At 71.6% G+C, this 22,279-nt stretch carries 22 protein-coding genes; 15 read left to right on the forward strand and 7 right to left on the reverse strand.

All coding sequences use genetic code 11. The features are described 5' to 3' along the window. Window positions 1-162 precede the first annotated feature (162 nt). Entirely contained in the window at window positions 163-1,467 is a 1,305-nt protein-coding gene (locus ADL29_RS16130) for an alpha/beta hydrolase family protein (protein ID WP_245689446.1), read from the reverse strand. Between the two features lie 122 nt (window positions 1,468-1,589). On the opposite strand from ADL29_RS16130, the gene ADL29_RS16135 reads away from it, so the two are divergent. Continuing rightward, window positions 1,590-2,573, forward strand: a complete 984-nt coding sequence (locus tag ADL29_RS16135) for a winged helix-turn-helix domain-containing protein (protein WP_053924336.1) — start codon at window positions 1,590-1,592, stop codon at window positions 2,571-2,573. On the opposite strand, the gene ADL29_RS16140 is transcribed toward ADL29_RS16135, so the two are convergent. Then, complete coding sequence (locus ADL29_RS16140) at window positions 2,570-3,565, reverse strand: GlxA family transcriptional regulator (RefSeq protein ID WP_425424249.1); 996 nt, start codon at window positions 3,563-3,565, stop codon at window positions 2,570-2,572. The genes ADL29_RS16135 and ADL29_RS16140 overlap by 4 nt on opposite strands. Window positions 3,566-3,761: 196 nt before the next feature. Here ADL29_RS16140 and ADL29_RS16145 point away from each other — a divergent pair, with 196 nt between their 5' ends. The 3 genes from ADL29_RS16145 (at window position 3,762) to ADL29_RS16155 (ending at window position 6,165) form a co-directional block, all read left to right on the forward strand. Then, complete coding sequence (locus tag ADL29_RS16145) at window positions 3,762-4,688, forward strand: NAD(P)-dependent oxidoreductase (protein WP_078971048.1); 927 nt, start codon at window positions 3,762-3,764, stop codon at window positions 4,686-4,688. Next, the gene (locus ADL29_RS16150; RefSeq protein ID WP_053924338.1) at window positions 4,685-5,272 is read left to right on the forward strand and encodes a maleylpyruvate isomerase N-terminal domain-containing protein; all 588 of its coding nucleotides are present in this window, start codon (window positions 4,685-4,687) and stop codon (window positions 5,270-5,272) included. The genes ADL29_RS16145 and ADL29_RS16150 overlap by 4 nt, the downstream gene beginning before the upstream one ends. A gap of 299 nt (window positions 5,273-5,571) precedes the next feature. Continuing rightward, window positions 5,572-6,165: an NAD(P)H-dependent oxidoreductase gene (locus ADL29_RS16155; RefSeq protein ID WP_053924339.1), complete on the forward strand. Its 594-nt coding sequence runs from the start codon at window positions 5,572-5,574 to the stop codon at window positions 6,163-6,165. 65 nt (window positions 6,166-6,230) lie between these two features. Here ADL29_RS16155 and ADL29_RS16160 read toward each other — a convergent pair whose 3' ends face one another. Continuing rightward, window positions 6,231-6,632 carry a winged helix-turn-helix transcriptional regulator gene (locus ADL29_RS16160; protein ID WP_053924340.1) on the reverse strand — a complete coding sequence of 134 codons (402 nt, stop codon included), beginning with the start codon at window positions 6,630-6,632 and terminating at the stop codon, window positions 6,231-6,233. A gap of 100 nt (window positions 6,633-6,732) precedes the next feature. Here ADL29_RS16160 and ADL29_RS16165 point away from each other — a divergent pair, with 100 nt between their 5' ends. The 5 genes from ADL29_RS16165 to ADL29_RS16185 all read left to right on the forward strand — a co-directional run bounded on the left by ADL29_RS16165 (window position 6,733) and on the right by ADL29_RS16185 (window position 11,851). Continuing rightward, a complete protein-coding gene (locus tag ADL29_RS16165) occupies window positions 6,733-7,647 on the forward strand; it encodes an NAD(P)-dependent oxidoreductase (RefSeq protein ID WP_053924341.1) in 915 nt (304 codons plus the stop codon). 177 nt (window positions 7,648-7,824) lie between these two features. Beyond that, a complete protein-coding gene (locus tag ADL29_RS16170; protein ID WP_053924342.1) occupies window positions 7,825-8,952 on the forward strand; it encodes an energy-coupling factor ABC transporter permease in 1,128 nt (375 codons plus the stop codon). Beyond that, window positions 8,952-9,713 (forward strand): cobalt ECF transporter T component CbiQ, encoded by a 762-nt coding sequence (gene cbiQ, locus ADL29_RS16175; protein ID WP_053924343.1) that lies wholly within the window; start codon window positions 8,952-8,954, stop codon window positions 9,711-9,713. The genes ADL29_RS16170 and cbiQ overlap by 1 nt, the downstream gene beginning before the upstream one ends. After that, entirely contained in the window at window positions 9,701-10,495 is a 795-nt protein-coding gene (locus ADL29_RS16180; protein WP_053924344.1) for an energy-coupling factor ABC transporter ATP-binding protein, read from the forward strand. Before cbiQ ends, ADL29_RS16180 begins: the two co-directional genes overlap by 13 nt. A 159-nt stretch (window positions 10,496-10,654) precedes the next feature. Beyond that, on the forward strand, window positions 10,655-11,851 hold the full coding sequence (locus ADL29_RS16185; protein WP_078971040.1) for a serine hydrolase domain-containing protein: 1,197 nt from the start codon (window positions 10,655-10,657) through the stop codon (window positions 11,849-11,851). Between the two features lie 206 nt (window positions 11,852-12,057). Here ADL29_RS16185 and ADL29_RS16190 read toward each other — a convergent pair whose 3' ends face one another. Beyond that, entirely contained in the window at window positions 12,058-12,639 is a 582-nt protein-coding gene (locus tag ADL29_RS16190) for a TetR/AcrR family transcriptional regulator (RefSeq protein WP_053924346.1), read from the reverse strand. A 130-nt stretch (window positions 12,640-12,769) separates the two neighbouring features. Here ADL29_RS16190 and ADL29_RS16195 point away from each other — a divergent pair, with 130 nt between their 5' ends. Beyond that, window positions 12,770-13,039 carry a putative antibiotic biosynthesis monooxygenase gene (locus ADL29_RS16195; protein WP_211274330.1) on the forward strand — a complete coding sequence of 90 codons (270 nt, stop codon included), beginning with the start codon at window positions 12,770-12,772 and terminating at the stop codon, window positions 13,037-13,039. Window positions 13,040-13,276: 237 nt separating this feature from the next. Here ADL29_RS16195 and ADL29_RS16200 read toward each other — a convergent pair whose 3' ends face one another. Both ADL29_RS16200 and ADL29_RS16205 read right to left on the reverse strand, forming a co-directional pair. Continuing rightward, the gene (locus ADL29_RS16200; protein WP_053924348.1) at window positions 13,277-14,128 is read right to left on the reverse strand and encodes a DMT family transporter; all 852 of its coding nucleotides are present in this window, start codon (window positions 14,126-14,128) and stop codon (window positions 13,277-13,279) included. A 161-nt stretch (window positions 14,129-14,289) separates the two neighbouring features. Further along, window positions 14,290-15,948 carry a penicillin-binding transpeptidase domain-containing protein gene (locus tag ADL29_RS16205; protein WP_053924349.1) on the reverse strand — a complete coding sequence of 553 codons (1,659 nt, stop codon included), beginning with the start codon at window positions 15,946-15,948 and terminating at the stop codon, window positions 14,290-14,292. 253 nt (window positions 15,949-16,201) lie between these two features. Between ADL29_RS16205 and ADL29_RS16210 the strand changes: the two genes are divergently transcribed. Continuing rightward, on the forward strand, window positions 16,202-16,486 hold the full coding sequence (locus ADL29_RS16210) for a hypothetical protein (protein ID WP_053924350.1): 285 nt from the start codon (window positions 16,202-16,204) through the stop codon (window positions 16,484-16,486). A 124-nt stretch (window positions 16,487-16,610) separates the two neighbouring features. On the opposite strand, the gene ADL29_RS16215 is transcribed toward ADL29_RS16210, so the two are convergent. Further along, window positions 16,611-18,350 carry a dolichyl-phosphate-mannose--protein mannosyltransferase gene (locus ADL29_RS16215; protein ID WP_053924351.1) on the reverse strand — a complete coding sequence of 580 codons (1,740 nt, stop codon included), beginning with the start codon at window positions 18,348-18,350 and terminating at the stop codon, window positions 16,611-16,613. A 154-nt stretch (window positions 18,351-18,504) separates the two neighbouring features. Here ADL29_RS16215 and rsmI point away from each other — a divergent pair, with 154 nt between their 5' ends. The 4 genes from rsmI (at window position 18,505) to ADL29_RS16235 (ending at window position 22,279) form a co-directional block, all read left to right on the forward strand. After that, on the forward strand, window positions 18,505-19,356 hold the full coding sequence (gene rsmI, locus ADL29_RS16220; protein WP_053924352.1) for a 16S rRNA (cytidine(1402)-2'-O)-methyltransferase: 852 nt from the start codon (window positions 18,505-18,507) through the stop codon (window positions 19,354-19,356). A gap of 276 nt (window positions 19,357-19,632) precedes the next feature. Beyond that, entirely contained in the window at window positions 19,633-20,076 is a 444-nt protein-coding gene (locus ADL29_RS16225; protein ID WP_078971041.1) for a hypothetical protein, read from the forward strand. 47 nt (window positions 20,077-20,123) lie between these two features. Next, the gene (locus ADL29_RS16230; RefSeq protein ID WP_053924353.1) at window positions 20,124-21,002 is read left to right on the forward strand and encodes a TatD family hydrolase; all 879 of its coding nucleotides are present in this window, start codon (window positions 20,124-20,126) and stop codon (window positions 21,000-21,002) included. Between the two features lie 122 nt (window positions 21,003-21,124). Next, window positions 21,125-22,279 carry a resuscitation-promoting factor gene (locus tag ADL29_RS16235; RefSeq protein WP_053924354.1) on the forward strand — a complete coding sequence of 385 codons (1,155 nt, stop codon included), beginning with the start codon at window positions 21,125-21,127 and terminating at the stop codon, window positions 22,277-22,279.

The raw sequence follows: 22,279 nt of genomic DNA on the forward strand, positions 1-22,279 counted from the left end.
TCCGGGGCGTCCGGCGTCGGGCGCGGCCGGCCGCGAGGCTCTGTGGAGGTCGCCGCCGGGTTCGTCTGCGGGGGCTGCCCGGCGGCCTCACGTGCGTGGCTCACGTCACCATGGTTTCGGGAGGGGGGAGGGGCGGCAACTCGGCCGGGCGGACGGTTGCGGTCACCGGGCCGGCAGATGCCGGGCGAAGAACCCGTGCACACAACGCCGCACCATGGGCACCGACGCGTCCGGGCCGATGGTGCCGACCAGCGCGGCCCGGTCCCCGGCAGGCATCAGCCCGGCGTCCTGAAGCTGGGGCGCGAGGGCGGCGTAATCACAGAACACCCAGTGGGCGGCGCCGTCGATCTGATGGCGCCGGGTCCGCCCTCCCGGATGGGCGAGCATGGCCGACCAGGACCCCTCCAGCTCCTTCCTGGTGGGGAAGTGCTCACTGCCGAGCAGGAGCAGCGGCCGGTCCACCCCGTGCCGGGCGACCGGATACAGCTCCCGCTCCCGGCCGGGCCGCTCCGCGGGGAGGTCCAGATACCCCTCCAGATTGACGGCCGCACCGATGCGCCGGTCCTCGTACATCGCCTCGGCCGCTGCGGTGCCGCCCGCGGAGTGCCCGTAGACGCCCACCCGCCGCAGGTCCAGCGCCCGCCCGAGGCCCTCGGGCAGCGCGCGACCCGCGGCGTCCGGGTTCCGCCCGGCCGCCAGCGCCGTCAACCGGTCCAGGACGAACCGGATGTCCGCGATCCGGGTGCCGATCACCGTCCGGAACTGCTGCGGATCCGCCCGGGGATCGCCCCGGAACACGGTCGGCCGGACCCTCCCCCTCCCCGCCCTCGCCACCGGGAACTCGACCTCCCCGGCATCTCCCGGATGGTCGAGGGCCACGACCACATAGCCGCGGCTCGCCAGCTCCTCCGCGGTTCCGGTGCCGAGGGTGCGCGCATCGCCGCCGCCCGGGGTGTAGAGCAGCACCGGCCGGCGTACGGGCTGCGCGGGCGCCCCGGTGTGCGCGTGGGTGCGAGTGGCCGCCCAGTCCACGCCCTTGGACGGCAGGCGGTGCACGCGCACGTCGACCGCCCGGAACAAGTCCGCGGCGCCCCTGGTCATGTGGGGCGCGACCGGGTAACCGCGGACGGTACGCGCCGGATAGAACACCGTGACCATCACCTCCCGTACGGCGATCCCCGGCTCCCATGGGTCGCGCCGCGCCCGGTCGACGAGATAGAGCGAGGCGGCGCCGATCGGGTGCGGTCCGGTGGGCGCCGGGAGGCGCAGGGCGAGGCCCCCGCCGTGCCCTGCCCCGGCCGGATGCCCCTTCGTCGGGGACCCGTTCGCCACACCGCAGCCCGCCGACAGCAACGCCGCACCGAACGCGCCAACGGCCGCCTTGGCGACCGTCCGCCGGTCCGCGCCCTGGTATCCGTCCGTCGTCCCGAACATGACGTCGTACCCCCTGAGCCTCTGCTTGTGCATCCGTTTGTGTCTCCGTCATTTGTGTCTCCGTGTCTCTGTGCCGAATGCTGGCCTCGGCAGGGGATGCGGGCGAAGGTTCAGGCCCTGCCCGAAAGGCTGGCGCGGCAGGGGGAGGGGAAGTAATGGCGATCCGGATCCACTTCACGTCCGACGACTTCGCCCGGGTGCGGTTCGCGCCCCGCCCGGCCCCGCTCCAGGAGCTGAACGTGGCCCTGATGAAGATGTGCCTCCCCGACGAGGAACTGCTCTTCGGCCGCTGGCGCCGACGGCTCCTGCGCTCGCTCCCGGCGGCCGCCGCACCCTTGGGGGATCTGGTCCCCGCAGGCTCGGCCCCCCTCTTCATCGACCTCTTCACCACCACCCTGGAGGAAGGCTTCGACGCCGTACGGGCCACGCCCCCCTCCCTCGTCCGCTCCGAACTCGAGCGGGTCTACGCCCACCACCCGGCCCCCGTCCCGCCATGGATCCGCGACCTCCACCGGGGCGAGGCCCACGCCTGGCACCTCCTCCGCCGCGCCCAGCAGGCCGCCTTCGACACAGCGCTGCGCCCCGTCTGGCCGCTGATCCAGGACCTGCACCAGGCGGAGTTCACCCGCCATGCCGTGACGGCGGCCGAGCACGGCGTCGGCAGCGCGCTGGCCCAGCTGATCCACGGCGGCCAACTCACCGAAAACACCTGGCAGTTGGAGACCGGGACCGCTCGCCCGGATCGCGACATCGACCTCCGCGGTCGCGGCCTGGTCCTCGTCCCCACCTTCCACTGGACCGGCCGCCCCCTCCTCTCCGACCTGCCCGGCCGCCCCCTGTATCTGACCTATCCGGCCGGTACGGGCCTGCCCCTCACCCCGACCGGCGCGAGGGGCACGGACGATGCGCTCGCCGCCGTCCTCGGCCGCTCCCGCGTCGACATCCTCCACCGCCTCGCCGACGCGCACACGACCAGCGAACTCGCCCGCCGCCTGGGCGTCAGCAACGCCACCGCCTCGGCGCATGCCGCCGCGCTGCGCGGTGCGGGCCTGATCACGACGGTCCGCGCGGGGCGGGCGGTCCGGCACCGGCGTACGGCCCTGGGGGAATTGCTGATCCGGCGCGCGGTCGCGTCCTAGCGGCCGGCCGCTCCCCCCTTCGCCGGGAAGGCCCGTCGGTAGTCGCTCGGGGAGACACCGATCTGCCTGAGGAAGTGGTGACGGAGGTTGTTGGCCGTGCCCAGCCCGCTCAGTTCCCCGACCTTGTCGATCGGCAGCGTCGTCGATTCCAGCAGGCTCTGGGCCCGTCCCAGACGCTGGTTGAGGAGCCACTGCAGGGGAGTCGTCCCGGTGGCCTCCTGAAGCCGGCGGTAGAACGTCCGTGGGCTCATCGCCGCCCGCCGTGCCAGGTCCTCGACCGTCAGCGGCTGGTCCAGGTGGGCCCTGGCCCAGTCCAGTACGGGCCCCAGGCTGCCGTCATCGGTGGTGGGCACGGACAGATCGATGAACTGCGCCTGGCCGCCGGGACGATGAGCGGGGACCACCATGCGGCGGGCCAGCTGGTTGGCGACCTGCGCGCCGAGATCGCGGCGTACGAGATGGAGGCAGAGGTCGAGTCCGGCGGTCAGCCCGGCGCTGGTGAGGACGTCGCCGTCGTCCACGTACAGCACGGAGTCGTCGACCTGCACCTTCGGGTAGCGCTCAGCCAGTTGGGCGGTGTGCATCCAATGCGCCGTGGCACGACGCCCGTCGAGCAGCCCCGCCTCGGCGAGGGCGAAGGCGCCGGTGCACAGGGAGACCATGCGGGCACCTCCGTCGTAGGCGCGGCGCAGCGCCGTGATCAGCCGCTGCGGCAGCGGTCTGCCCTCCTCCACGCAGTCGTCGGGCACCGAGGGGACGATGACCGTGTCGGCGCCCACGAGGTCGTCGAGCCCGTAACGGGTACGCAGCGACAGCCCGGCAGCGGCCGGAACGTCGTCCCGGCCCTCGAGCTGCGGCTGCCCGGTACCGCACAGCCGCAGGTCATACCAGGGGTCGGCCAGATCGGGCTGCGGCTTCCCGAAGACGGTGCAGGGGATGCTCATCTCGTACAGGTCCCATGAGGGAACCCCGATCTCCTCGGTCACGACCAGGGCGACGGAACCAGCGCTCATAACTCACAGCGTATGGCAGGAATTTGGTGGCAGCTGGCATTGCTGTCACTGTTTCCGCCTGCCGCGCCCTGCGAGCGTTGTCCCGACGTGATCAACCGCCACGGGCGGACGGACAAGGAGTGGTGGCATGGGTTCTGGCACAGGTTCCGGCATGGGTTCCGGCACAGGTTCCGGCATGGGTTCCGGTGGTGGCACGGGTGCCGACCGTACGGCGGTGACCGTCCTCGGGCTGGGCTCGATGGGCTCGGCGCTGGCCGCCGCGTTCCTGGAGCGTGGCCACCCGACCACCGTGTGGAACCGCTCGCAGGACAAGGCCCGGCCGCTGGCCGACCGAGGTGCCCGCGCGGCCGCAACGCCCGAGGAGGCCCTTGCGGCGAGCCCGCTCATCGTCGCCTGCGTACGGGACTACGAGGCGCTGTACTCGGTCCTCGATCCCGTCGCCGGCCACCTCGCGGGCAAGGTCCTGGTGAATCTCACCTCCGGCTCCCCGGAGCAGGCGCGCGAGGCCGTCGCGTGGGCCGGTTCGCACGGCGCCGACTACCTCGACGGCGCCATCATGACCACCCCGCCCGGCGTCGGCAGCCCCGACATGATGTTCCTGTACAGCGGCGCGCACACCGTCTTCGAAGCCCACCGTCCGGCCCTGGCGGCCCTGGGCGACCCCCTGCACCTGGGCACCGACCCCGGCCTGGCCTCCCTCTACGATGCCGCGCTGCTCGGCCTGATGTGGGCGACCATGACCGGCTGGCTGCACGGCACCGCGCTGGTCGGCGCCGAGGACGCCGCCGAGGGGACCGCCGAAAAGACGGCGGCCAGGGCCTTCACCCCCCTCGCGATCCGCTGGCTGACCGCCGTGGCCGGATTCCTGGCGACGTACGCGCCCCAGGTGGACGCCGGCCGCTACCCGGGCGACGACGCCACCGTCGACATACAGATCGCGGCCATCGACCACCTCATCCACGCAGCGGCGGCCCGGGGCATCGACAACGCCCTGCCCGAACTCCTGAAGTCCGCCATGGAGCGGGCCAAGGCGGCAGGCCATGGCAACGACAGCTACGCGAGCGTGATCGAGGTCCTGAAGAACCCGGCGGTCCGCAAGTGACCACACCCCCCTGGACCGACCTGCTGTCGGCCACCACCGAAGACTGCCTCGCCGCCCTCCTCGAAGCATCCGGTCGGGACTGGTCACACCCCGCCCATGAGCTGGACTGGACCTGCCGCGAGACCCTCGACCATCTCGCGCTGGGTCTGATCGGCTACGCCGGCCTGCTCATCGCCCGGCCCGACGACCGCTACATCACCCTCTTCGCCTCACTCGACCCCCAAGCCCCCGTTCACACCTGCCTGGAGGGCCTCCGTATCGCCGCCACCCTCCTCACCTCCACCCTCCGCGACACGGCTGCGGACGCGCGGGCCTGGCACCCCTGGGGGCACTCCGACGCGACCGGTTTCGCCGCCATGGGAATCACCGAACTCGCCGTCCACACCCACGACATCACCCGTGCTCTCGGTCACCCCTGGGCCCCGCCCGACGACAGCAGCGCGGCCGTCCTCACCCGCCTCTTCCCCGATGCTCCGTCCGGACACAGCCCGTCCGGCACCCTGCTGTGGTGCACGGGCCGCGGCACGCTCCCCGGGCTGCACAGACGCACGGACTGGCAGTGGGACGGCACCGTGCGTCCATGACCGTCCGTGCTGATGGACACCCCGCACGGCGGTGCCTTCGTCGGCGCAGAGGCGCAACTCGGCCGCTGTCGAGGGTTACTTCGTGAAGCAGGGAAGGCTGCGCTGGGGGCCATAGAGTCGAGGGACCTCATTCAAAGCCTCTTGGGGCGCATGTGAAGGGTCTTCCAGATGACGCAAGGCATTGTGTGGCAGAAGTCGTCCTTCTCCGGTGGTCAGGACGGGCCTGACGCCCGGATACTGTCCGCCACGCCAACCGGACTCGCCGCCTTCGTGCGCCGCATACGGGCCGAGGTGACGACGTGCGCATAGGCGTGTACCTCGCGCACCCGCGCCCCGGCAGCTTCAACCACGCCCTGTTCGACGCCGTGGTGGAAGCGCTGCGCAGCCACGGCTGCGACGTCCTCGCGCACGACCTGTGCGCCGAAGGGTTTCCGCCGGTGCTGTCCGCCGACGAGACGGAGACCGTGCAGGCGGCCACGGACACCCGCGACCCGCGTGTGGCGCTGCACCGCGCGGAGGTGGCGACGCTCGATGCCGTGGTGTTCATCCACCCCAACTGGTGGGGCATGCCCCCTGCCGCTCTCGTGGGCTGGGTGCAGCGCGTCCTCGTGCCCGGCGTCGCCTACAAACTGGGGAGCGCGGAGGGTGAGCCGGCCGGTCTGCTGAAGGCCGGGCGGGCGCTCGTGCTGAACACGTCCGATACGCCCGCCGACCGCGAGGAGAGCGAGTTCGGGGATCCGCTGCAGAGGATCTGGTCCGCGTGTGTCCTGCCGTACGTCGGGGTGGCCGACGTCCGCCGGATCGTCTTCCGCACGGTCACTGACTCGGCCGGACCAGCCCGCGCCGACTGGCTCCAGCAGGCACGCCGGGAAGCGATTGCGCTGCTGTCCTGAGCCTGCTGCTGCCTCGCCCCGTGACGGGCGACGGCCGTCCCGGCCGAACCGACCGGGCTCATACGTCACATACGGGCGGCCGGGGCACCCGAACGCGCCTGATCTCCCCGCTCGGGCTCGGCCTCGGGCGGGGCGGCGTCCGTGAGGATGTGCCGCTTCCCCCACGCGCCCAGCGGCGCCAGCGCCTCGTTGAGGGAGATGCCGACCGCGGTCAGCGAGTATTCGACGCGGGGCGGGACCTCGTCGTAGACCTCGCGGTGGACGATGCCGTCCGCCTCCAGCTCCCGGAGATGGGACGTGAGCACCTTCTCGGTCACCCCGGGCAGCAGGCGGCGCAGCTCGCCGAAGCGGCGGCACGAGCGCTCGCTGAGGGCCCAGAGGATCGACACCTTCCACCTCCCGCCGATCACGTCCATCGCCGCATCGGTGCCGCAGTGAAAGGCCCCCGGCCTCCGTACGATCGCCATGCTCCGTCCCGCCCTCCTGCCTGGTCACTTCCCGCGGGGTAACCACCCACTTCAAAGTGCGTACTTGATCACTTCGGGGGCTGGGACCAGCCTAATCGGCATGACAGACAACAAAGTTGGCAGCTCGCACGACACGGCCGGGACCCGTCCGCTCACTCTCCTCGGGCTCGGGGCCATGGGCGCCGCGCTCGGCCACGCCTGGCTCGCCGCCGGGTATCCGCTGACCGTGTGGAACCGCACCCCCGGGCGGGCCGAACCGCTTGCCGCTCAGGGGGCGCAGGTCGCCGGGACCGCCGCGGAGGCCGTGGCCGCGAACCGTCTCGTGGTGGTGTGCCTGCTCAATGACGACACGCTGGGCGAGACCCTGGACGGGGTCGACCTGGCGGGGAAGGACCTGGTCAACCTCACCACCAGTACACCCGGCCAGGCGCGGGTCCGCGCCGAGTGGGCGAGGGAGCGGGGTGCCCGGTTCCTGGACGGGGGGATCATGGCGGTGCCGCCGATGATCGGTGCCCCGGGCTCCGGCGCCTCCGTCTTCTACAGCGGCTCACGGGCGCTCTTCGACGCCCACGCGGAGGCCCTGGCCGTACCGGCCGGCACCGCCTACGTCGGCGAGGATCCCGGCTTTGCCGCACTGCATGACGTGGCGCTGCTGAGCGCGATGTACGGGATGTTCGCGGGGGTCGCGCACGCCTTCGCGCTGATCCGTAAGGAGGAGATCCCGCCGAAGGACTTCGCCCCGCTGCTCTCCGGATGGCTCACCGCCATGACGTCCTCGGTGCACCAGGCTGCCGCGCAGCTGGAGAGTGGTGACTACACCAAGAATGTTGTTTCCAACTTGGCAATGCAGGTTGCCGGTAGTGAGACGCTGTTGGGTACGGCCGAGGAGCAGGGCGTGAGCGCCGAGCTGCTCACCCCGTACCTGGCGCTGATGGAGCGCCGCCTCGCCGAGGGGCATGGCGATGAGGACACCACCGGTCTGATCGATCTGCTGGTCCGCCGGACGGGCAGGTGAGGGGAGGGGAGGGGTCGGCCCGGGGGCGCGCGGCGGCGGGCGTGCGCTGCGTTACGGGGCGGTGACTGCGGGCTGTGTCATTTCGCACCATGGGCGCTCTTGCAAGGACTTTGCAGTAGGCCTCACCATTGGCTGGTTATAGAGCCTGCGGCGGAGCTGGAGCGGAGACAGCCTGAGATGCACGTACCCGATGGATTCATCAATGCGCCGGTGTCGGCGGCGACCGGCGCGGTCGCCGCGGTCGCGGTTGCGGTCAGCCTGCGCGGTGCCCGGCGCGAGCTGGAGGGTGCGGGGCGGGGCGGCACCGGTGCGGAGCGGACGGCGCCGCTGGCCGGGCTGGTGGCGGCCTTTATTTTTGCGGTGCAGATGCTGAATTTCCCGGTCGCGGCCGGTACCAGCGGACATCTCCTCGGCGGTGCGCTCGCGGCGATACTCGTGGGGCCGTACACGGGCGTGCTGTGTGTTTCCGTCGTGCTGCTGATGCAGGGTGTGCTGTTCGCCGACGGCGGGCTGACGGCGCTCGGCGTGAATATCACCGATATGGCGATCGTGACGACGATCGTCGCTTATGCCATTTTCCGTGGGCTGGTGAAGGTGCTGCCGCGGCGGCGGAGTTCGGTGACGGTCGCTTCGTTCGCGTCGGCGCTCATCTCCGTACCGGCTGCGGCGGTTGCCTTCACCGCCCTTTACGCGCTGGGCGGGACGGCCGATGTATCGATCGGCAAGGTATTCACCGCCATGGTCGGCGTGCATGTGCTGATCGGTCTGGGCGAGGCCGCTATCACGGCGCTGACCGTGGGCGCGGTGATCGCCGTACGCCCGGACCTGGTCTACGGGGCGCGCGGGCTGGCCAAGCCGCTGGAACTGCGGACGTCGCCGCTGGATGTCCCGGCGCCGGGTGCGGACGAGGTCACCACGGCCGCCCGCGAGGCCGAGCCGGTTGCCACGGCTCCTGCCGTCGCCCCTCGCCGGTCCGTGCGCCCGGTCTGGCTGGCCGGGCTCGCCGCCGCGCTGGTGTGCGCGGGCGGCATCAGCTACTACGCCTCCGCCAGCCCCGACGGCCTGGAAAAGGTCGCCCACGACCAGGGCATCGACAAGAAGGCCCAGGAGCACGCCGCCAAGGACTCGCCGCTGGCCGACTACAGCGTCAAGGACATCGCCAACGCGCGCCTGTCGGGCGGGCTGGCCGGGGTCATCGGGGTCGGCGCGACGCTGGCCGTCGGCAGCGGCGTCTTCGTCGTACTGCGCCGCCGCAGGGCGGCCGGGCCGGTCGCGGCGGCGGGTGCCGCGGGGGAGCGGGCCTGATGGGTGCCGGGCACGCTCATAAGCTCTACCGGCACGGGCATTCGCCGGTGCACGCCCTGCCGCCGCATTGCAAAATCGCCGCCGTTTTCTGCTTCGTGCTGATCGTGGTGTCCACGCCGCGGGAGGCGGTCTGGGCCTTCGGGCTGTATGCGGTGTTGCTTGCGGCGGTTGCGGGCGTGGCCCGGATTCCGGCCGGATTTCTGCTCAAGCGGCTGCTGATCGAGGTGCCGTTCGTAGCGTTTGCGCTGCTGATGCCCTTCGTGGCGGAGGGGCCGCGGGTATCCGCCCTCGGGATGAGTATGAGTGTGTCCGGGCTGTGGGGAGCCTGGAACATTCTGGCCAAGGGGACGCTGGGAGTGGCGGCGTCCGTGCTTCTCGCCTCGACCACGGAACTGCGTGAATTGCTGCTGGGGCTGCAGCGGTTGCGGATGCCGCCGATGCTCGTACAGATCGCGTCGTTCATGATTCGGTACGGCGACGTGATCACCGATGAGATGCGGCGCATGCGGATCGCCCGGCTTTCGCGCGGATTCGAGGCGCGGGGCGTACGGCACTGGGGTGTGCTCGCCACATCCGCCGGCGCGTTGTTCATCCGCTCCTACGAACGCGGGGAGCGGGTCCACCTGGCCATGGTGAGCCGGGGATACACCGGCACCATGCCCGTTCTTTCCGACACCGGTGCCGGCGGCGCGCAATGGACCCGCGCCGCGGTTCTGCCTCTTTCCGCCCTCGCCGTATGCCTTCTGGGATGGACCCTGTGAGTACGAATTCCCCCTCCGCCCCTCCTCTCTCCGCCCCCTCCTCACTCGAGGTCTCCGGCCTCGCCTATGCGTATCCGGACGGGCATCAGGCGCTGTTCGGGGTCAATCTGTCCGTCGGGCGCGGGGAGCGGGTTGCGCTGCTCGGGCCCAATGGGGCGGGCAAGACCACGCTCGTCCTGCATCTCAACGGAATTCTCGAGGCGGGGGCCGGGTCCGTGACCGTCGCCGGGCTGCCGGTGGGAAAGAAGCATCTGGCGGAAATCCGGCGGCGGGTGGGAATTGTCTTCCAGGATCCCGATGACCAGTTGTTCATGCCGACCGTCCGGGAAGACGTCGCCTTCGGTCCCGCGGCCGCGGGGCTCCGTGGGGCCGAACTCGAGGCGCGGGTGACGGAGGCGCTCGAGCGGGTCGGCATGGCGGGTTTCGCCGACCGGCCGCCGCATCATCTGTCGTTCGGGCAGCGGCGGCGGGTGGCCGTGGCCACGGTGCTGGCGATGCGGCCGGAGATCCTTGTGCTGGACGAGCCGTCGTCCAATCTCGACCCGGCCTCGCGGCGTGAACTCGCCGACATTCTGCGGTCGTTGGAGGTGACCGTGCTGATGGTGACGCACGATCTCCCGTATGCGCTGGAGCTGTGTCCGCGGTCCGTGGTGCTGTCCGGCGGGGTGATCGCCGCGGACGGGGCGACACAGGAATTGCTGTGCGACGAGGAATTGATGCGGGCCCACCGGCTGGAATTGCCGTTCGGGTTCGATCCGCGGTCGGTGACCGTACCCGTGTGACGTCGGGCGGCCGGAGCGGCCGGGACAACTGGGGTGACCGGGGCGCCGGAAAGGGTGTGACAGATGCCACTGGCCGGGGCCCTGGTCATCAGCACTGATCTGCGCGTTGCACCATGGATGGGTCACCAATGCGACGGATGAGTGGGAAAGCGGGAAACAGTGGTGGAGGTCCAGGGCACGGTCGAGGACGGCTTCGAGCCGGTCCGGGACGCCTTCGCGGACAATTTTGCGCGGCGCGGGGAGCGGGGCGCGGCGGTTGCCGTGTATCTCCACGGACGCAAGGTTGTGGACCTCTGGGGCGGGGCCAAGGACGGTGACGGCGATGCCGCCGCCGCGCCGTGGGAAGAGGGGACGGCGCAGGTCGTCCGGTCCGCCACCAAGGGCATAGCGGCCATCGTCCCGCTGCTGCTGCATCAGCGGGGGCTGCTGGATCTGGACGCCCCTGTGGGTACGTACTGGCCCGAATTCAAGGCGGCGGGCAAGGAACGGGTGCTCGTACGGCATCTGCTCTCGCACCGGGCCGGGCTGCCGGTGCTGGATACGCCGCTGACGCCCGCCCAGGCCGTTGACGGGGTCAGCGGACCCGCGGCGCTGGCCGCCCAGGCGCCCGTGTGGGAGCCGGGCGCCGAGCACGGCTACCACGCACAGACCTACAGCTGGCTCATCGGCGAGCTGGTGCTGCGGGTGACCGGGCGGTCGATCGGCAGCTGGGTCGCGGAGGAGATATCCGGGCCGCTGGGGCTCGACCTGTGGATAGGCCTTCCGGAGGCCGAGCAGTCCCGTGTGGGGCGGCTGGCGGAGGCCGAGGCACCGACGGCGGGGGGCGCCGCCGGGTTGCGGGTGCGGCCGAAGCGGGCGGTGGCCGATGCCTATGCGGACCCTTCGTCCCTCACCCGGCGGGCCTTCGGCGCGATAGCGCCGTCGGCCGACGAGAACGCCGCCGAGTACCGGGCCGCCGAGCTGCCGGCGTCGGGCGGTATCGCCACGGCGCGGGCGCTGGCGCGTTGCTATGCCGCGCTGATCGGGCCCGTCGACGGGCATCCGCGGTTGTTCGCGCCCGCCACGCTGACGCTGGCACGCACGGAGGAGTCCGCCGGTCTCGACCGGACGCTGCTGGTGCATACCCGGTTCGGTCTCGGCTTCATGCTGCACGGGCCGGCGTCGCCGCTTCTGGGACCGGGCTCGTTCGGGCATCCGGGGCGCGGGGGCGCCCTCGCCTTCGCCGATCCCGAGAGCGGGTTCGCCTTCGGGTACGTCACCAACGGGATGCAGCAGAACGTGACGGCGGATCCTCGTGCCCAGGCCTTGGTGCGGTCCGCGGCGTTGCGGGGCGCGGCTTCCCACGTTGCCGGGTGACCCGCCGTAGGTGGTTGCTGTGGTTCTGAGCCCGCCTGGCGGCGGGATCGGGGGAGGCGGTGGGGCTGGTCGCGAGCGGGTGCTCGTGGGTACGGGGCCGGTCCTCCAGGACTCCGTCCCTACGGCCCAACCCCTTCCGCCGGTTGCGCGACCACCCCTGAGTGGGGGGAGTCGGCTGGTTGCCGCTGGCGGTGGTCGGCTGTCTTTTATGCCGTCAGGCGGCGGATCAGGGTGACGAGGAGTTCGCGCTGGGCCGGTGGGCCGCTGCTGGTGGCCTTCGGGGTCAGCATGTGGGCGAGCTGGGGCAGATTGACCCAGGAGGCGGTCAAGGAGATGACCGCACGGAGCAGTTCGCCCGCGCCGATCTCGTCGGTGAGGGTGCCGTTCCGCTGGGCTTGGGTCACCGCGGCGATCTTCTCGGCGTAGTGATCGACGCGCTTGCGCTCGGCGGTGGCCCGGCCCTCGTACAGCAGGCCTTCCCAGGCGAGCAGCCGTGCCGGGTAGGGGTTCTGCTGCGCGTAGTCGAAGACCCGTCCCGCGTAATCGCCGAGGTCGGCGGCCTGCTCGCAGGTGAGCGGTACGGCCGCGGCGACCTTCTCCAGCTCGGATTCCAGCACTGCGGCGAACAGCTTCTCCTTGTTGCCGAAGTAGCTGTAGATCCGTTCCTTGTTGATGCCCGCGCGGGTGGCGATACGGGCGACCCGGGCACCCTCGGGACCGAACTCGGCGAACTCGGCGACCGCTGCGTCGAGCAGGAGTTGTTTGGTGCGTGCTGTGTCCCAGGCCATCGCGCGACCCTATCCCGGCGGGAGGTCGTCTCCAACCATTGGGTTGGACATGACGGGTGATCGTGCGGCAGACTCCGGTCCAGAATCCAACCCGTTGGTTGGAGATGCTGCTGTGACGAGGGGGATGTCCATGTCCGCGAATGCGGAGGCGAATCAGGGCGTGAATCCGAGCGGGAACGCGCCGGCCGCGGGTCCGTCCATACACCGGCGGGCGCTGATCACCTGGCTGGCCATCTATCCGACGGTCGCCGTCGTCCTGGGGCTGCTCGGGCCGGCCACGGCCGGACTGCCGCTGCTGGTGCGGACGTTGATCCTGACCGGGATCGTGGTCCCGGTGGCGGCATACGTCCTGATCCCGGCACTGATGAAGGCCAACGCCGCCCTGACCCGGCGACGTTGAGCACTGCCCCGGCCGGCGGGGGCTACGGGAGCTTACGGGGGTGCGGTGCAGGTCTGGGCGCCGCACCGCCCGCCAGGACGGCGAGCGCCGCAGCGCCAGAGCCACCGGCCGCAACCAGCCGACACCCACCCCCACCACCACAACCTCCCCCGATCCCGCCGCCAGGCGGGGCCCGGAGCAACAGCAGCCAACTACGGCGCCGCACTCGGCAACGTGCGGAGAACCTGCGGGCGCGGCTCACCCCGTATGCAACATCAGCCCGATACCCACCACCATCAACCCCGCGGCGGCGATCCGCGGCGCCCCGAAGCGTTCCTTGAAGAAGACGGCCCCGATGGCGGCGCCCACGATGATCGAGGATTCGCGGAGGGCGGCGATGGGGGCCAGGGGCGCGCGGGTCTGGGCCCAGAGGACCAGGCCGTAGGCGAAGACGGAGAGGACGCCGCCGAGGAGGCCGCGCAGGGCTGTCGGGCGGAGTTCGGTGAGGAGTTGGCGGCGGCGGGTGGCGAGGGCGTAGGCGGGGATGACCAGGCCCTGGAGGGCCAGCAGCCAGGCGATATAGCCGAGGGGGGTGCCGGAGGCGCGTACGCCGAGGCCGTCGACGGTGGTGTAGGCGGCTATGGAGAGGCCGGTGGCCAGGGCGGCGATGATGGCCGGCCAGTGGGGCCTGGTGCCCGAGCCCCGGATGCCCCACAGGGCCACGCCCACCAGGCCCGCGGAGGCGATGGCCACGCCCGCCAGGGCCCAGGCGTCGGGGAGCTCGTGGACGAAGACGGCGGCGAGGACGGTGACCACCAGGGGCGCCGTGCCGCGGGCTATCGGGTACATCTGGCCGAAGTCGCCCAGGCGGAACGACTGCATGAGCAGGGCCTGGTAGACGAGGTGGAGGGCGACGGAGGCGAGGAGGTAGGGCCAGGCGGCGGAGGCGGGGAGCGGAGCGACGGCCGCGAGGGCCAGGCCGCACAGCGCGCCGCCGCCTCCCACCAGGGTGAAGGCGATGAGTTGGTCGCGTATGCCGTGGGCGATCGCGTTCCAGCTGGCGTGGGTGACGGCGGCCAGGAGCACGGCCGCGACGACGAGCGGGGTCACGCGGCGCGCTCGCGTATGCGCAGGGTCGCGGCGGCCTCGGGGGCGGCAGGTGGGGAATCGCTCATGGCCCGCACGCTAGCGAAAGGTGTACGGACCATGCGATGGAATCCGGGAGCTGGGACGGGGGGCACAGTGGTGCGTGCCCGCCCGTCCCGCCGGGCTCAGCCGGCGTTGAAGATGGCGCGGACCACCGGGCCCGCGTTGGAGCCGCCGTGGCCGCTGGCCGGGACGACGGCCGCCGCGGCGAGGTCGCCGCGGTAGGCGGTGAACCAGGCGTTGGGCTTCTTCTGGCCGTCGACCTCGGCCGAACCGGTCTTGGCGCCGACGTCACCGCCGATCCCGGCCATCGCCTCGGCGGCCGTACCGGAGGTCGCGGTCAGCTTCATCAGCGACTTCAGGGCCGCCTGGGTGCCGGACTTGAAGCCGCCCGGGGCCTTGGCGAACGGCCGGTTGTCGAGGGACTGCGCGACGATGTACGGCTGGTGGAAGGAGCCGGCCTGCACCGTCGCGGCGAGCGTGGCGACGTTGAGCGGGTTCATCCGTACACCGCCCTGCCCGATCAGCGACGCCGCCATCTGCGCGTCCTGCTGGACCGGCACCGCGCCGTCGAAGGTGGGGATGCCGGTCTGCCAGTTCAGGCCGATGCCGAAGACGTCCCGGGCCTCCTTCGTCAGGTCGTCGTTCTTGAGGTCCTTGGCCTGCGAGATGAAGGCGTTGTTGCAGGACGCGGCGAAGCTCTGCGCGAAGGTGCCGTCCTTGATCTCGGACTTGTTGAGGTTCTGGAACTTCCAGCCGCCGACCGTGACGTACTTGGGGCACGGGTGCTGCTTGCCGGGCGAGGTCATGCCCTTGTCGATGAGCAGCGCCGAAGTGACGATCTTCATCGTCGAGCCGGGGGCCAGCGACCCCTGGGTGGCCATGTTGAAGCCCTTGGCCGGGGAGTTGGCGAGCGCCAGGATCTCGCCGGTGCTGGGCTTCACCGCGGCGGCGGAGGCCGACTTCTTGCCCGCGACGGCCTTCTCCGCCGCCGCCTGGAGCCTGGCGTCCAGGGTGGTCTTGAGGGTGCCGGGGGTGCCCTTGGACAGCACCTTCAGCGTCTTGTCGGGCTGCTGGTCCGCGGGCTTGGCGGCCGTGGCGCGCTTGATGAACAGCTCCACGCCGGGCTTGCCGTTCGTCTTGTCGCCGTACTTGTCGCGCAGGCTGTCCAGGAGCCCGGCCAGCGTCGGGTGGTCCTGCGGGGTCAGCTCCTTGCCGTTGCGGTCCACGGCCTTGATCGGCGGCGCCTCGGCCTCACCCGTACGCAGCTCGTCACCCTTGGCCAGGCCCGGGTGCAGCACCGCCGGCTGCCAGGCGATCTGCGGCTTTCCGGTGGTCTTGTCCCGCTTGAGGGTGGCGGAAGTGCGATACGAGTACGGCGTCTTGTGGCCGTTGTAGTCGATCTGGGTGGCGACGGTGTACGGCACCTTGTCGCCCGTCGGTGTGCCCGGCGTCACCGTCACATCCGAGAAGTGCGCCTGCTTGCCGAAGGCCGTGAGGCCGGCGTTGGCGGCGTCGGGGCTGTCCGTCAGGCCGGCGGCCTTGGCGGGGTCGCCGCCCTGCCAGGCCTTCAGGAACGCCTGCGACGTCGTCCGTACTTCCTCCGCGCTGAGCGGACCGGTCTTCACGTTCGGCGCCTCGCCGCCCGACTTGGCGTCCGCCGACGTGACCTGCTGCGGCGATTTGTCGTCGTCCGAGCCGCCGAACAGCGTGAAGCCGCCGACGACTCCCGCCACCAGGGCCACCGATCCGCCGATCAGTCCGTACTTCACCTCGCGGCGCATGCCACCGATCCCCTCCCAGAGAACTCGTCCTTGAATACGCACACAAGAACGTGCGTCGCACTCTAAGGGACACGGGGAAGTGAGCGACTCCCGGTCAGTCTCGATCGGGGAACAGTCCGGTGACGCGCCGCCGCCGTCCGCAGCGCGGCCGCACAAGGGTCCGGTGGGGTGATCTTTGCGCGCAGCGTCACATCCCGAGGGCGGTGAGGGGAAGTGCAGAGGGTGATCCGTTTCTCACCTTTCAGGAGGATTCATGCGTATCCGTACCACGCTCTTCGCGGTGACCCTGGCCACCGCTGCCCTGCTCGGCGGCGCGGGCGCCGCCGCCGCTGACGAAGGCCCGAACTCCTCCACCCCCGGCTCGGACGTCTCCGACTCCCGTATGGGCGGTGACCTGCCTGCGGAGGGCCGCGAGAGCGAGCACAAGTCCAGCGGCCACAAGGACAAGGGCGGGCGTGGCTCCGACACCACCCCCGCGGACCGTGAGGCGGCCTACGACTCCCCCGGCGGGCTGATCGGCCGGATCTTCTTCGGCTGATGCGACCGAGCGCACTCGGGATGAGGGGACGCCGGAGTGGGCGTCCCCTTTTTCGTGTGCCGGCTTTTTCGTGTGCCGGCACAGCGTGCGCCGGCGGGTCCCGGCTGAATCCGGGTGTTCCCGTCTACACCCAGGTGTCGAACCACATCCGGTTGTGCCACGCCGATTTGGGGATCGGCGTACCCGTGTACAGCGGATAGAAGTAGATGAAGTTCCAGACGATCAGGAGCACCAGGACGCCCGCGCCCACCGCCCCGATCGTGTGACGGCGTTCGTCCGCGCCGGGCGGGCCGATGATCGCGCCGATCATCATGGCGAGCGCCAGGCACAGGAACGGGACGAAGACGACGGCGTAGAAGAGGAAGATGGTCCGTTCCTGGTAGAGGAACCAGGGGAGGTAGCCGGCCGCCACGCCGCAGGCGACGGCCCCCGCGCGCCAGTCGCGTGTGAAGGCCCAGCGGTAGAGGGCGTAGAGCAGGGCGAAGCAGGCGGCCCACCACAGCAGCGGGGTGCCGAGGGCCAGGACCTCGCGGGCGCAGCCTTCGGCGGCGGTGCAGCCCTGGTGGCCCGCCGTGGGGTCCTTGTAGAAGTACGAGACCGGGCGGCCCAGGACCAGCCAGCTCCAGGGGTTGGACTGGTAGGTGTGCGGGGTGGTCAGGCCGGTGTGGAAGGCGTAGACCTCGGTCTGGTAGTGCCAGAGGCTGCGCAGCCAGTCCGGCAGCCAGGTCCAGGCACCGGTGTGGCCCTCGGGAGTGGTGGCCCAGTCGCGGTAGTAGCCGCCCTTGGTGGCGATCCAGCCGGACCACGACGCCAGGTAGGCGGCGAGGGCGACGACGACGGTGGAGCCGAAGGCGGGCGCGGCATCGCGGCGGAGGGCGGAGCGGAACGGGCGGCGTGCGCCGGCGGTACGGCGGGCCGCCACGTCCCAAAGCACGGACATCAGGGCGAAGGCGGCCAGGTAGTAGAGGCCGTTCCATTTGGTGGCGGAGGCCAGGCCCAGGCAGAGGCCGGCCGCGATACGCCAGGGGCGCCAGCCCAGGCGCAGCCGGTCGCCGACCTCGTCAGCGGGACGGGCCAGCCCGTCCGGACCCACCGGCAGGGCGGCCGCCATCCGGGCCCGGGTGCGGTCGCGGTCCACCAGCAGGCAGCCGAAGGCGGCCACCACCCAGAACATCACGATCAGGTCGAGCAGGGCGGTGCGGCTCATCACGAAGTGCAGGCCGTCGACGGCCAGCAGCGCGCCGGCGAGACAGCCCAGGGCCGTGGAGCGCAGCAGACGGCGGCCGATACGGCAGATGAGCAGGACGGACAGGGTGCCCAGCAGGGCGACCATGAAGCGCCAGCCGAAGGGGTTCATGCCGAACGCCCACTCGCCGAGCGCGATCAGCCACTTGCCCATCGGGGGATGGACGACGTACGAGGGCTGGGGGGAGAGCAGCATCTTCGGATGCGGACCGACGAGCGCCTCGTTGGCCTTCTTGTCCCAGGTGCCCTCGTAGCCGTACTGGAGCAGTGACCAGGCGTCCTTGGGGTAGTACGTCTCGTCGAATATCACGTCGTGCGGGCTGCCCAGGTGCCAGAAGCGGAGTACGCCCGCGACCAGTGCCACCAGCAGCGGGCCGCCCCACGCGGCCCAGCGCGACAGCCGCACGGCGGCCGCCGGGCCCACCCCGAACACCGCCCACAGCCGGAACGCCGGCCCGGGGAAGGCGGGCACCAGCCGCGCGCGGAGATCGCCTTGCGGGCGGCCCGGATAACCGAAACGGCGCAGCCGCCGCTGCCACACGGGGGGCTGCCGGTCCGGGTACCCGGTGCGGTGCGCGCCGGCCTCGGCCGCGGTGGTGTCACTTGTCACCCGGCCCATCGTAGGGAAGCAGTCTGTGGAGCGGTGTGCTGCGCCGCCGGACGGGTCACCGTGCCGTCCAGGTGGTGATCAACGGGTTCTCCGGAACCGGCGACGGCTCCTGCCCCGGACCCGCCCGCCGCGGGGTGCCGTGCCGCCCTGGGAGGATGGGGGCGTGACTGGAACGCTGGTACTTGCAGGGACGCCCATCGGTGAGATCGCGGACGCGCCGCCGCGGCTGGCCGCCGAGCTGGCGGCCGCCGATGTGATCGCCGCCGAGGACACCCGGCGGCTGCGCCGGCTGACGCAGGCGCTGGACGTGCAGCCGGCCGGGCGGATCGTGTCGTACTTCGAGGGCAACGAGGCCGCCCGCACGCCGGAGCTGGCGGATGCGCTGGCCGGCGGCGCGCGGGTGCTGCTGGTCACCGACGCCGGGATGCCGTCCGTCTCCGACCCCGGCTACCGGCTGGTGGCGGCGGCGGTGGAGCGCGGGGTGAAGGTCACCGCGGTACCGGGGCCGTCGGCGGTGCTCACCGCCCTCGCGGTGTCCGGCCTGCCGGTGGACCGCTTCTGCTTCGAGGGGTTCCCGCCCCGCAAGACGGGCGAGCGGCTCTCGCGGCTGCGCGAGGTCGCGGACGAGCGCCGGACCCTCGTCTATTTCGAGGCGCCCCATCGGCTGGACGACACGCTCGCCGCGATGGCCGAGGTGTTCGGCGCGGACCGCCGGGCCGCCGTGTGCCGCGAGCTGACCAAGACCTACGAGGAGGTCAGGCGCGGGCCGCTGGGGGAGCTGGCGGAGTGGGCGGCCGACGGCGTACGGGGCGAGATCACCATCGTGGTCGAGGGCGCCCCGGAGAGCGGTCCGGAGGAGCTGGGGCCCGAGGAGCTGGTGCGCCGGGTGCGGGTGCGCGAGGAGGCGGGGGAGCGGCGCAAGGAGGCCATTGCGGCTGTTGCGGCGGACGCCGGGGTGCCCAAGCGGCAGGTCTTCGACGCGGTGGTCGCGGCCAAAAATGCGGCTCGGCCATAACCGACCCACGGGACGGTAAATGGCTAGCCTGGAAGGTAAAGGCAAAGGTCGCGCAGCCGGGTGTTTTCCCTGTCAGCTGTCAAATCTGGGCCAATAGAGCAGCCGCTCGGCTGCGCAGCTGGCCGGAAATGGCGTCCACTAGGGGTGGGACGTACGGTCCCGGAACCTTGCCTTGTCCTGTGGACAAGAGGGAGCGCACATGAGCGAACGTAGTGAGCGAACCATCCAGTGGTGCGCGCCGAGCGTATGCGAGGCCGAGCGAAGCGAGGTCTCGGCATGAGCGAGATCGCGAAGACCAGTCCGATATCCCCGCGCGGAGTTTCCCCTTTTCCCCGGTCCGCCGAGCCTGCGGCACATGAGGCGTACGCCTTCGCGTGCATGCGGTGCGGCCACGGCTGGGAGCAGGCGTACGAGATCGAGCACCACCTGGACGCCAAGGGCGAACTGCACGTCGTCTACTACGCGGACGGCGAGCGTGTGCCGTCCCCGTTGACCAGGCCCACGTGCCTGAACTGCGGCAGTAACGTCGTCAGGATCATGCGCTCGGGCCAGGTCTCGATGGTCTCCGACGCGATAGCGAACATGCATCAGCGCCAGACCGGCAACGGAAAGAAAAAGGCCGCCCCCGAGGCGGCCGACGACCGTACGGGCAGCAGCACCGGGCGGCACCACTGGCACCTCTCCGATCTGCTGCACCCCTTCCAGCACCACCGCAAATGACCGTCCCCTGACGGGGCCCTGGCCGCGGTCCTCGTAGGATCGCGGCCATGGCACCGCAGGACGACAAGACCACCCCGCCGCCGCTGCCCGAACCCCTTCGGGTACCGGTCGCGGACTCGCACACCCACCTCGACATGCAGGACACCACCGTCGACGACGCGCTCGCCAAGGCCGCCTCGGTCGGGGTGACCACGGTGGTGCAGGTGGGCTGCGACCTGGCCGGTTCGCGGTGGGCCGCGGACACCGCCGCGGCGTACGAGAGCGTGCACGCCGCCGTCGCACTGCATCCCAACGAAGCGCCCCGCATCGTGCTCGGGGACCCCGACGGCTGGTCCCGGCAGGGCGCCCGGGAGCCCGGCGGGGACGCCGCCCTGGACGCGGCGCTCGCCGGGATCGACGCGCTCGCCGCCCGGCCCGAGGTCCGCGGCGTCGGCGAGACCGGCCTGGACTACTTCCGTACCGGCCCCGACGGCATGGCCGCCCAGCAGCGGTCCTTCCGCGCCCATATCGAGATCGCCAAGCGGCACGGCAAGGCCCTGGTCATCCACGACCGGGAGGCACACGAGGACGTGCTGCGGATCCTGCGGGAAGAGGGCGCGCCGGACCGGGTCGTCTTCCACTGCTACTCGGGGGACGCGGAGATGGCCGAGGTCTGCGCGGCCGCCGGCTACTTCATGTCCTTCGCCGGCAACGTCACCTTCAAGAACGCCCAGCCGCTGCGCGATGCGCTCACCGTTGCCCCGCCCGAACTGGTGCTCGTCGAGACCGACGCCCCCTTCCTCACCCCCGTGCCGTACCGCGGACGAGCGAACGCGCCCTATCTGATTCCGCTCACCCTGCGCGCGATGGCCGAGGTCAAGGGCATGACCGAGGACGCGCTGGCCTCGGCCGTCGCCGCCAACACGGCACGCGCTTTCGCTTACTGACACCACCGGTCCCGGTCCCGGCCCCACCCGCCCGCCACGCTCCGTAGCCACTCGGCTTTGGAACGTGACCGCCGCTCCGTTACCCTCCGGCCGTCAACCGGATCTGTGGCATCTGGAGCGTCGTGAGTCCTTCGCCAAGCAGCCACCGCGCCGCGCGCGGCCGTCGCAGGCGCGCCCCCCAGCGCCCGGAAGTCCTGCGGCGGCTGCTGCCCCGGGCCCTGGTCGTGGCCTTCCTGGCCGGCGGCACCACCGCCTTCATCGCCCACGACAAGGCCGTCCGGCTCAGCGTCGACGGCAAACCGCGCACCCTGCACACCTTCGCCGGCGACGTCGCGGATCTGCTCGACGACGAACACCTGGCCATCGGCCCGCGCGACATCGTCGCCCCCGCCCCCGACGCCGCACTCCGCAGCGGCGACGAGATCGTCGTCCGGCACGGCCGTCCCGTCGTCCTCACCCTCGACGGACAGCGCCGCCAGGTGTGGACCACCGCCGAGACCGTGGACGGCGCCCTGAGCCAGTTCGGGGTGCGGGCCGACGGCGCCTATCTCTCCAGCTCCCGCTCCCGCCGCATCGAACGCCACGGCCTGGAGCTGGCGGTACGCACCGAGCGCGAGGTCGCCTTCCTCGCCGACGGCCGCGAGTTCCGGATCCGTACGAACGCCGCCACCGTCCGCGAGGCCCTGGCGGAGGCCGGGCTCGCCCTGCACGGCGAGGACACCACCTCGGTGCCGCCGGACAGCTTCCCGCGCGACGGGCAGAGCGTCTCGGTGCTGCGGATCACCGGCTCGAAGGAGGTGCGGGCGGAGCCGATCCCGTTCCGTACGGTCCGCCGGGAGGACCCCGGGCTGCCGAAGGGCACCGAATCCGTCGTCCAGCAGGGGCGGCCCGGCGTACGACGGGTCACCTACCGGCTGCGTACCGTCAACGGCGTCAGGCAGAAACCGCGACGGCTGCATGCCCATGTGGTGCGGGTGCCGCGCCCGCAGATCGTGCACGTCGGCACCCGGCCGCTGCCCGCCTCCGTCGACGGCGCCGACCACCTCGCCTGGCAGGCGCTGGCGCAGTGCGAAGCGGGCGGGCGGCCGGACGCGGTCGATGCGTCGGGGAACTACGGCGGGCTCTACCAGTTCGACGTCGGCACCTGGCACGCCCTCGGCGGCAACGGCCGGCCGCAGGACGCCCCCGCCCAGGAACAGACCTTCCGCGCCAAGAAGCTGTACGTGAGCCGAGGGGCGAGTCCGTGGCCGGTCTGCGGCCACAAGCTGCACGGGTGA

Source organism: Streptomyces chattanoogensis (assembly GCF_001294335.1).
GTDB classification, from domain to species: domain Bacteria; phylum Actinomycetota; class Actinomycetes; order Streptomycetales; family Streptomycetaceae; genus Streptomyces; species Streptomyces chattanoogensis.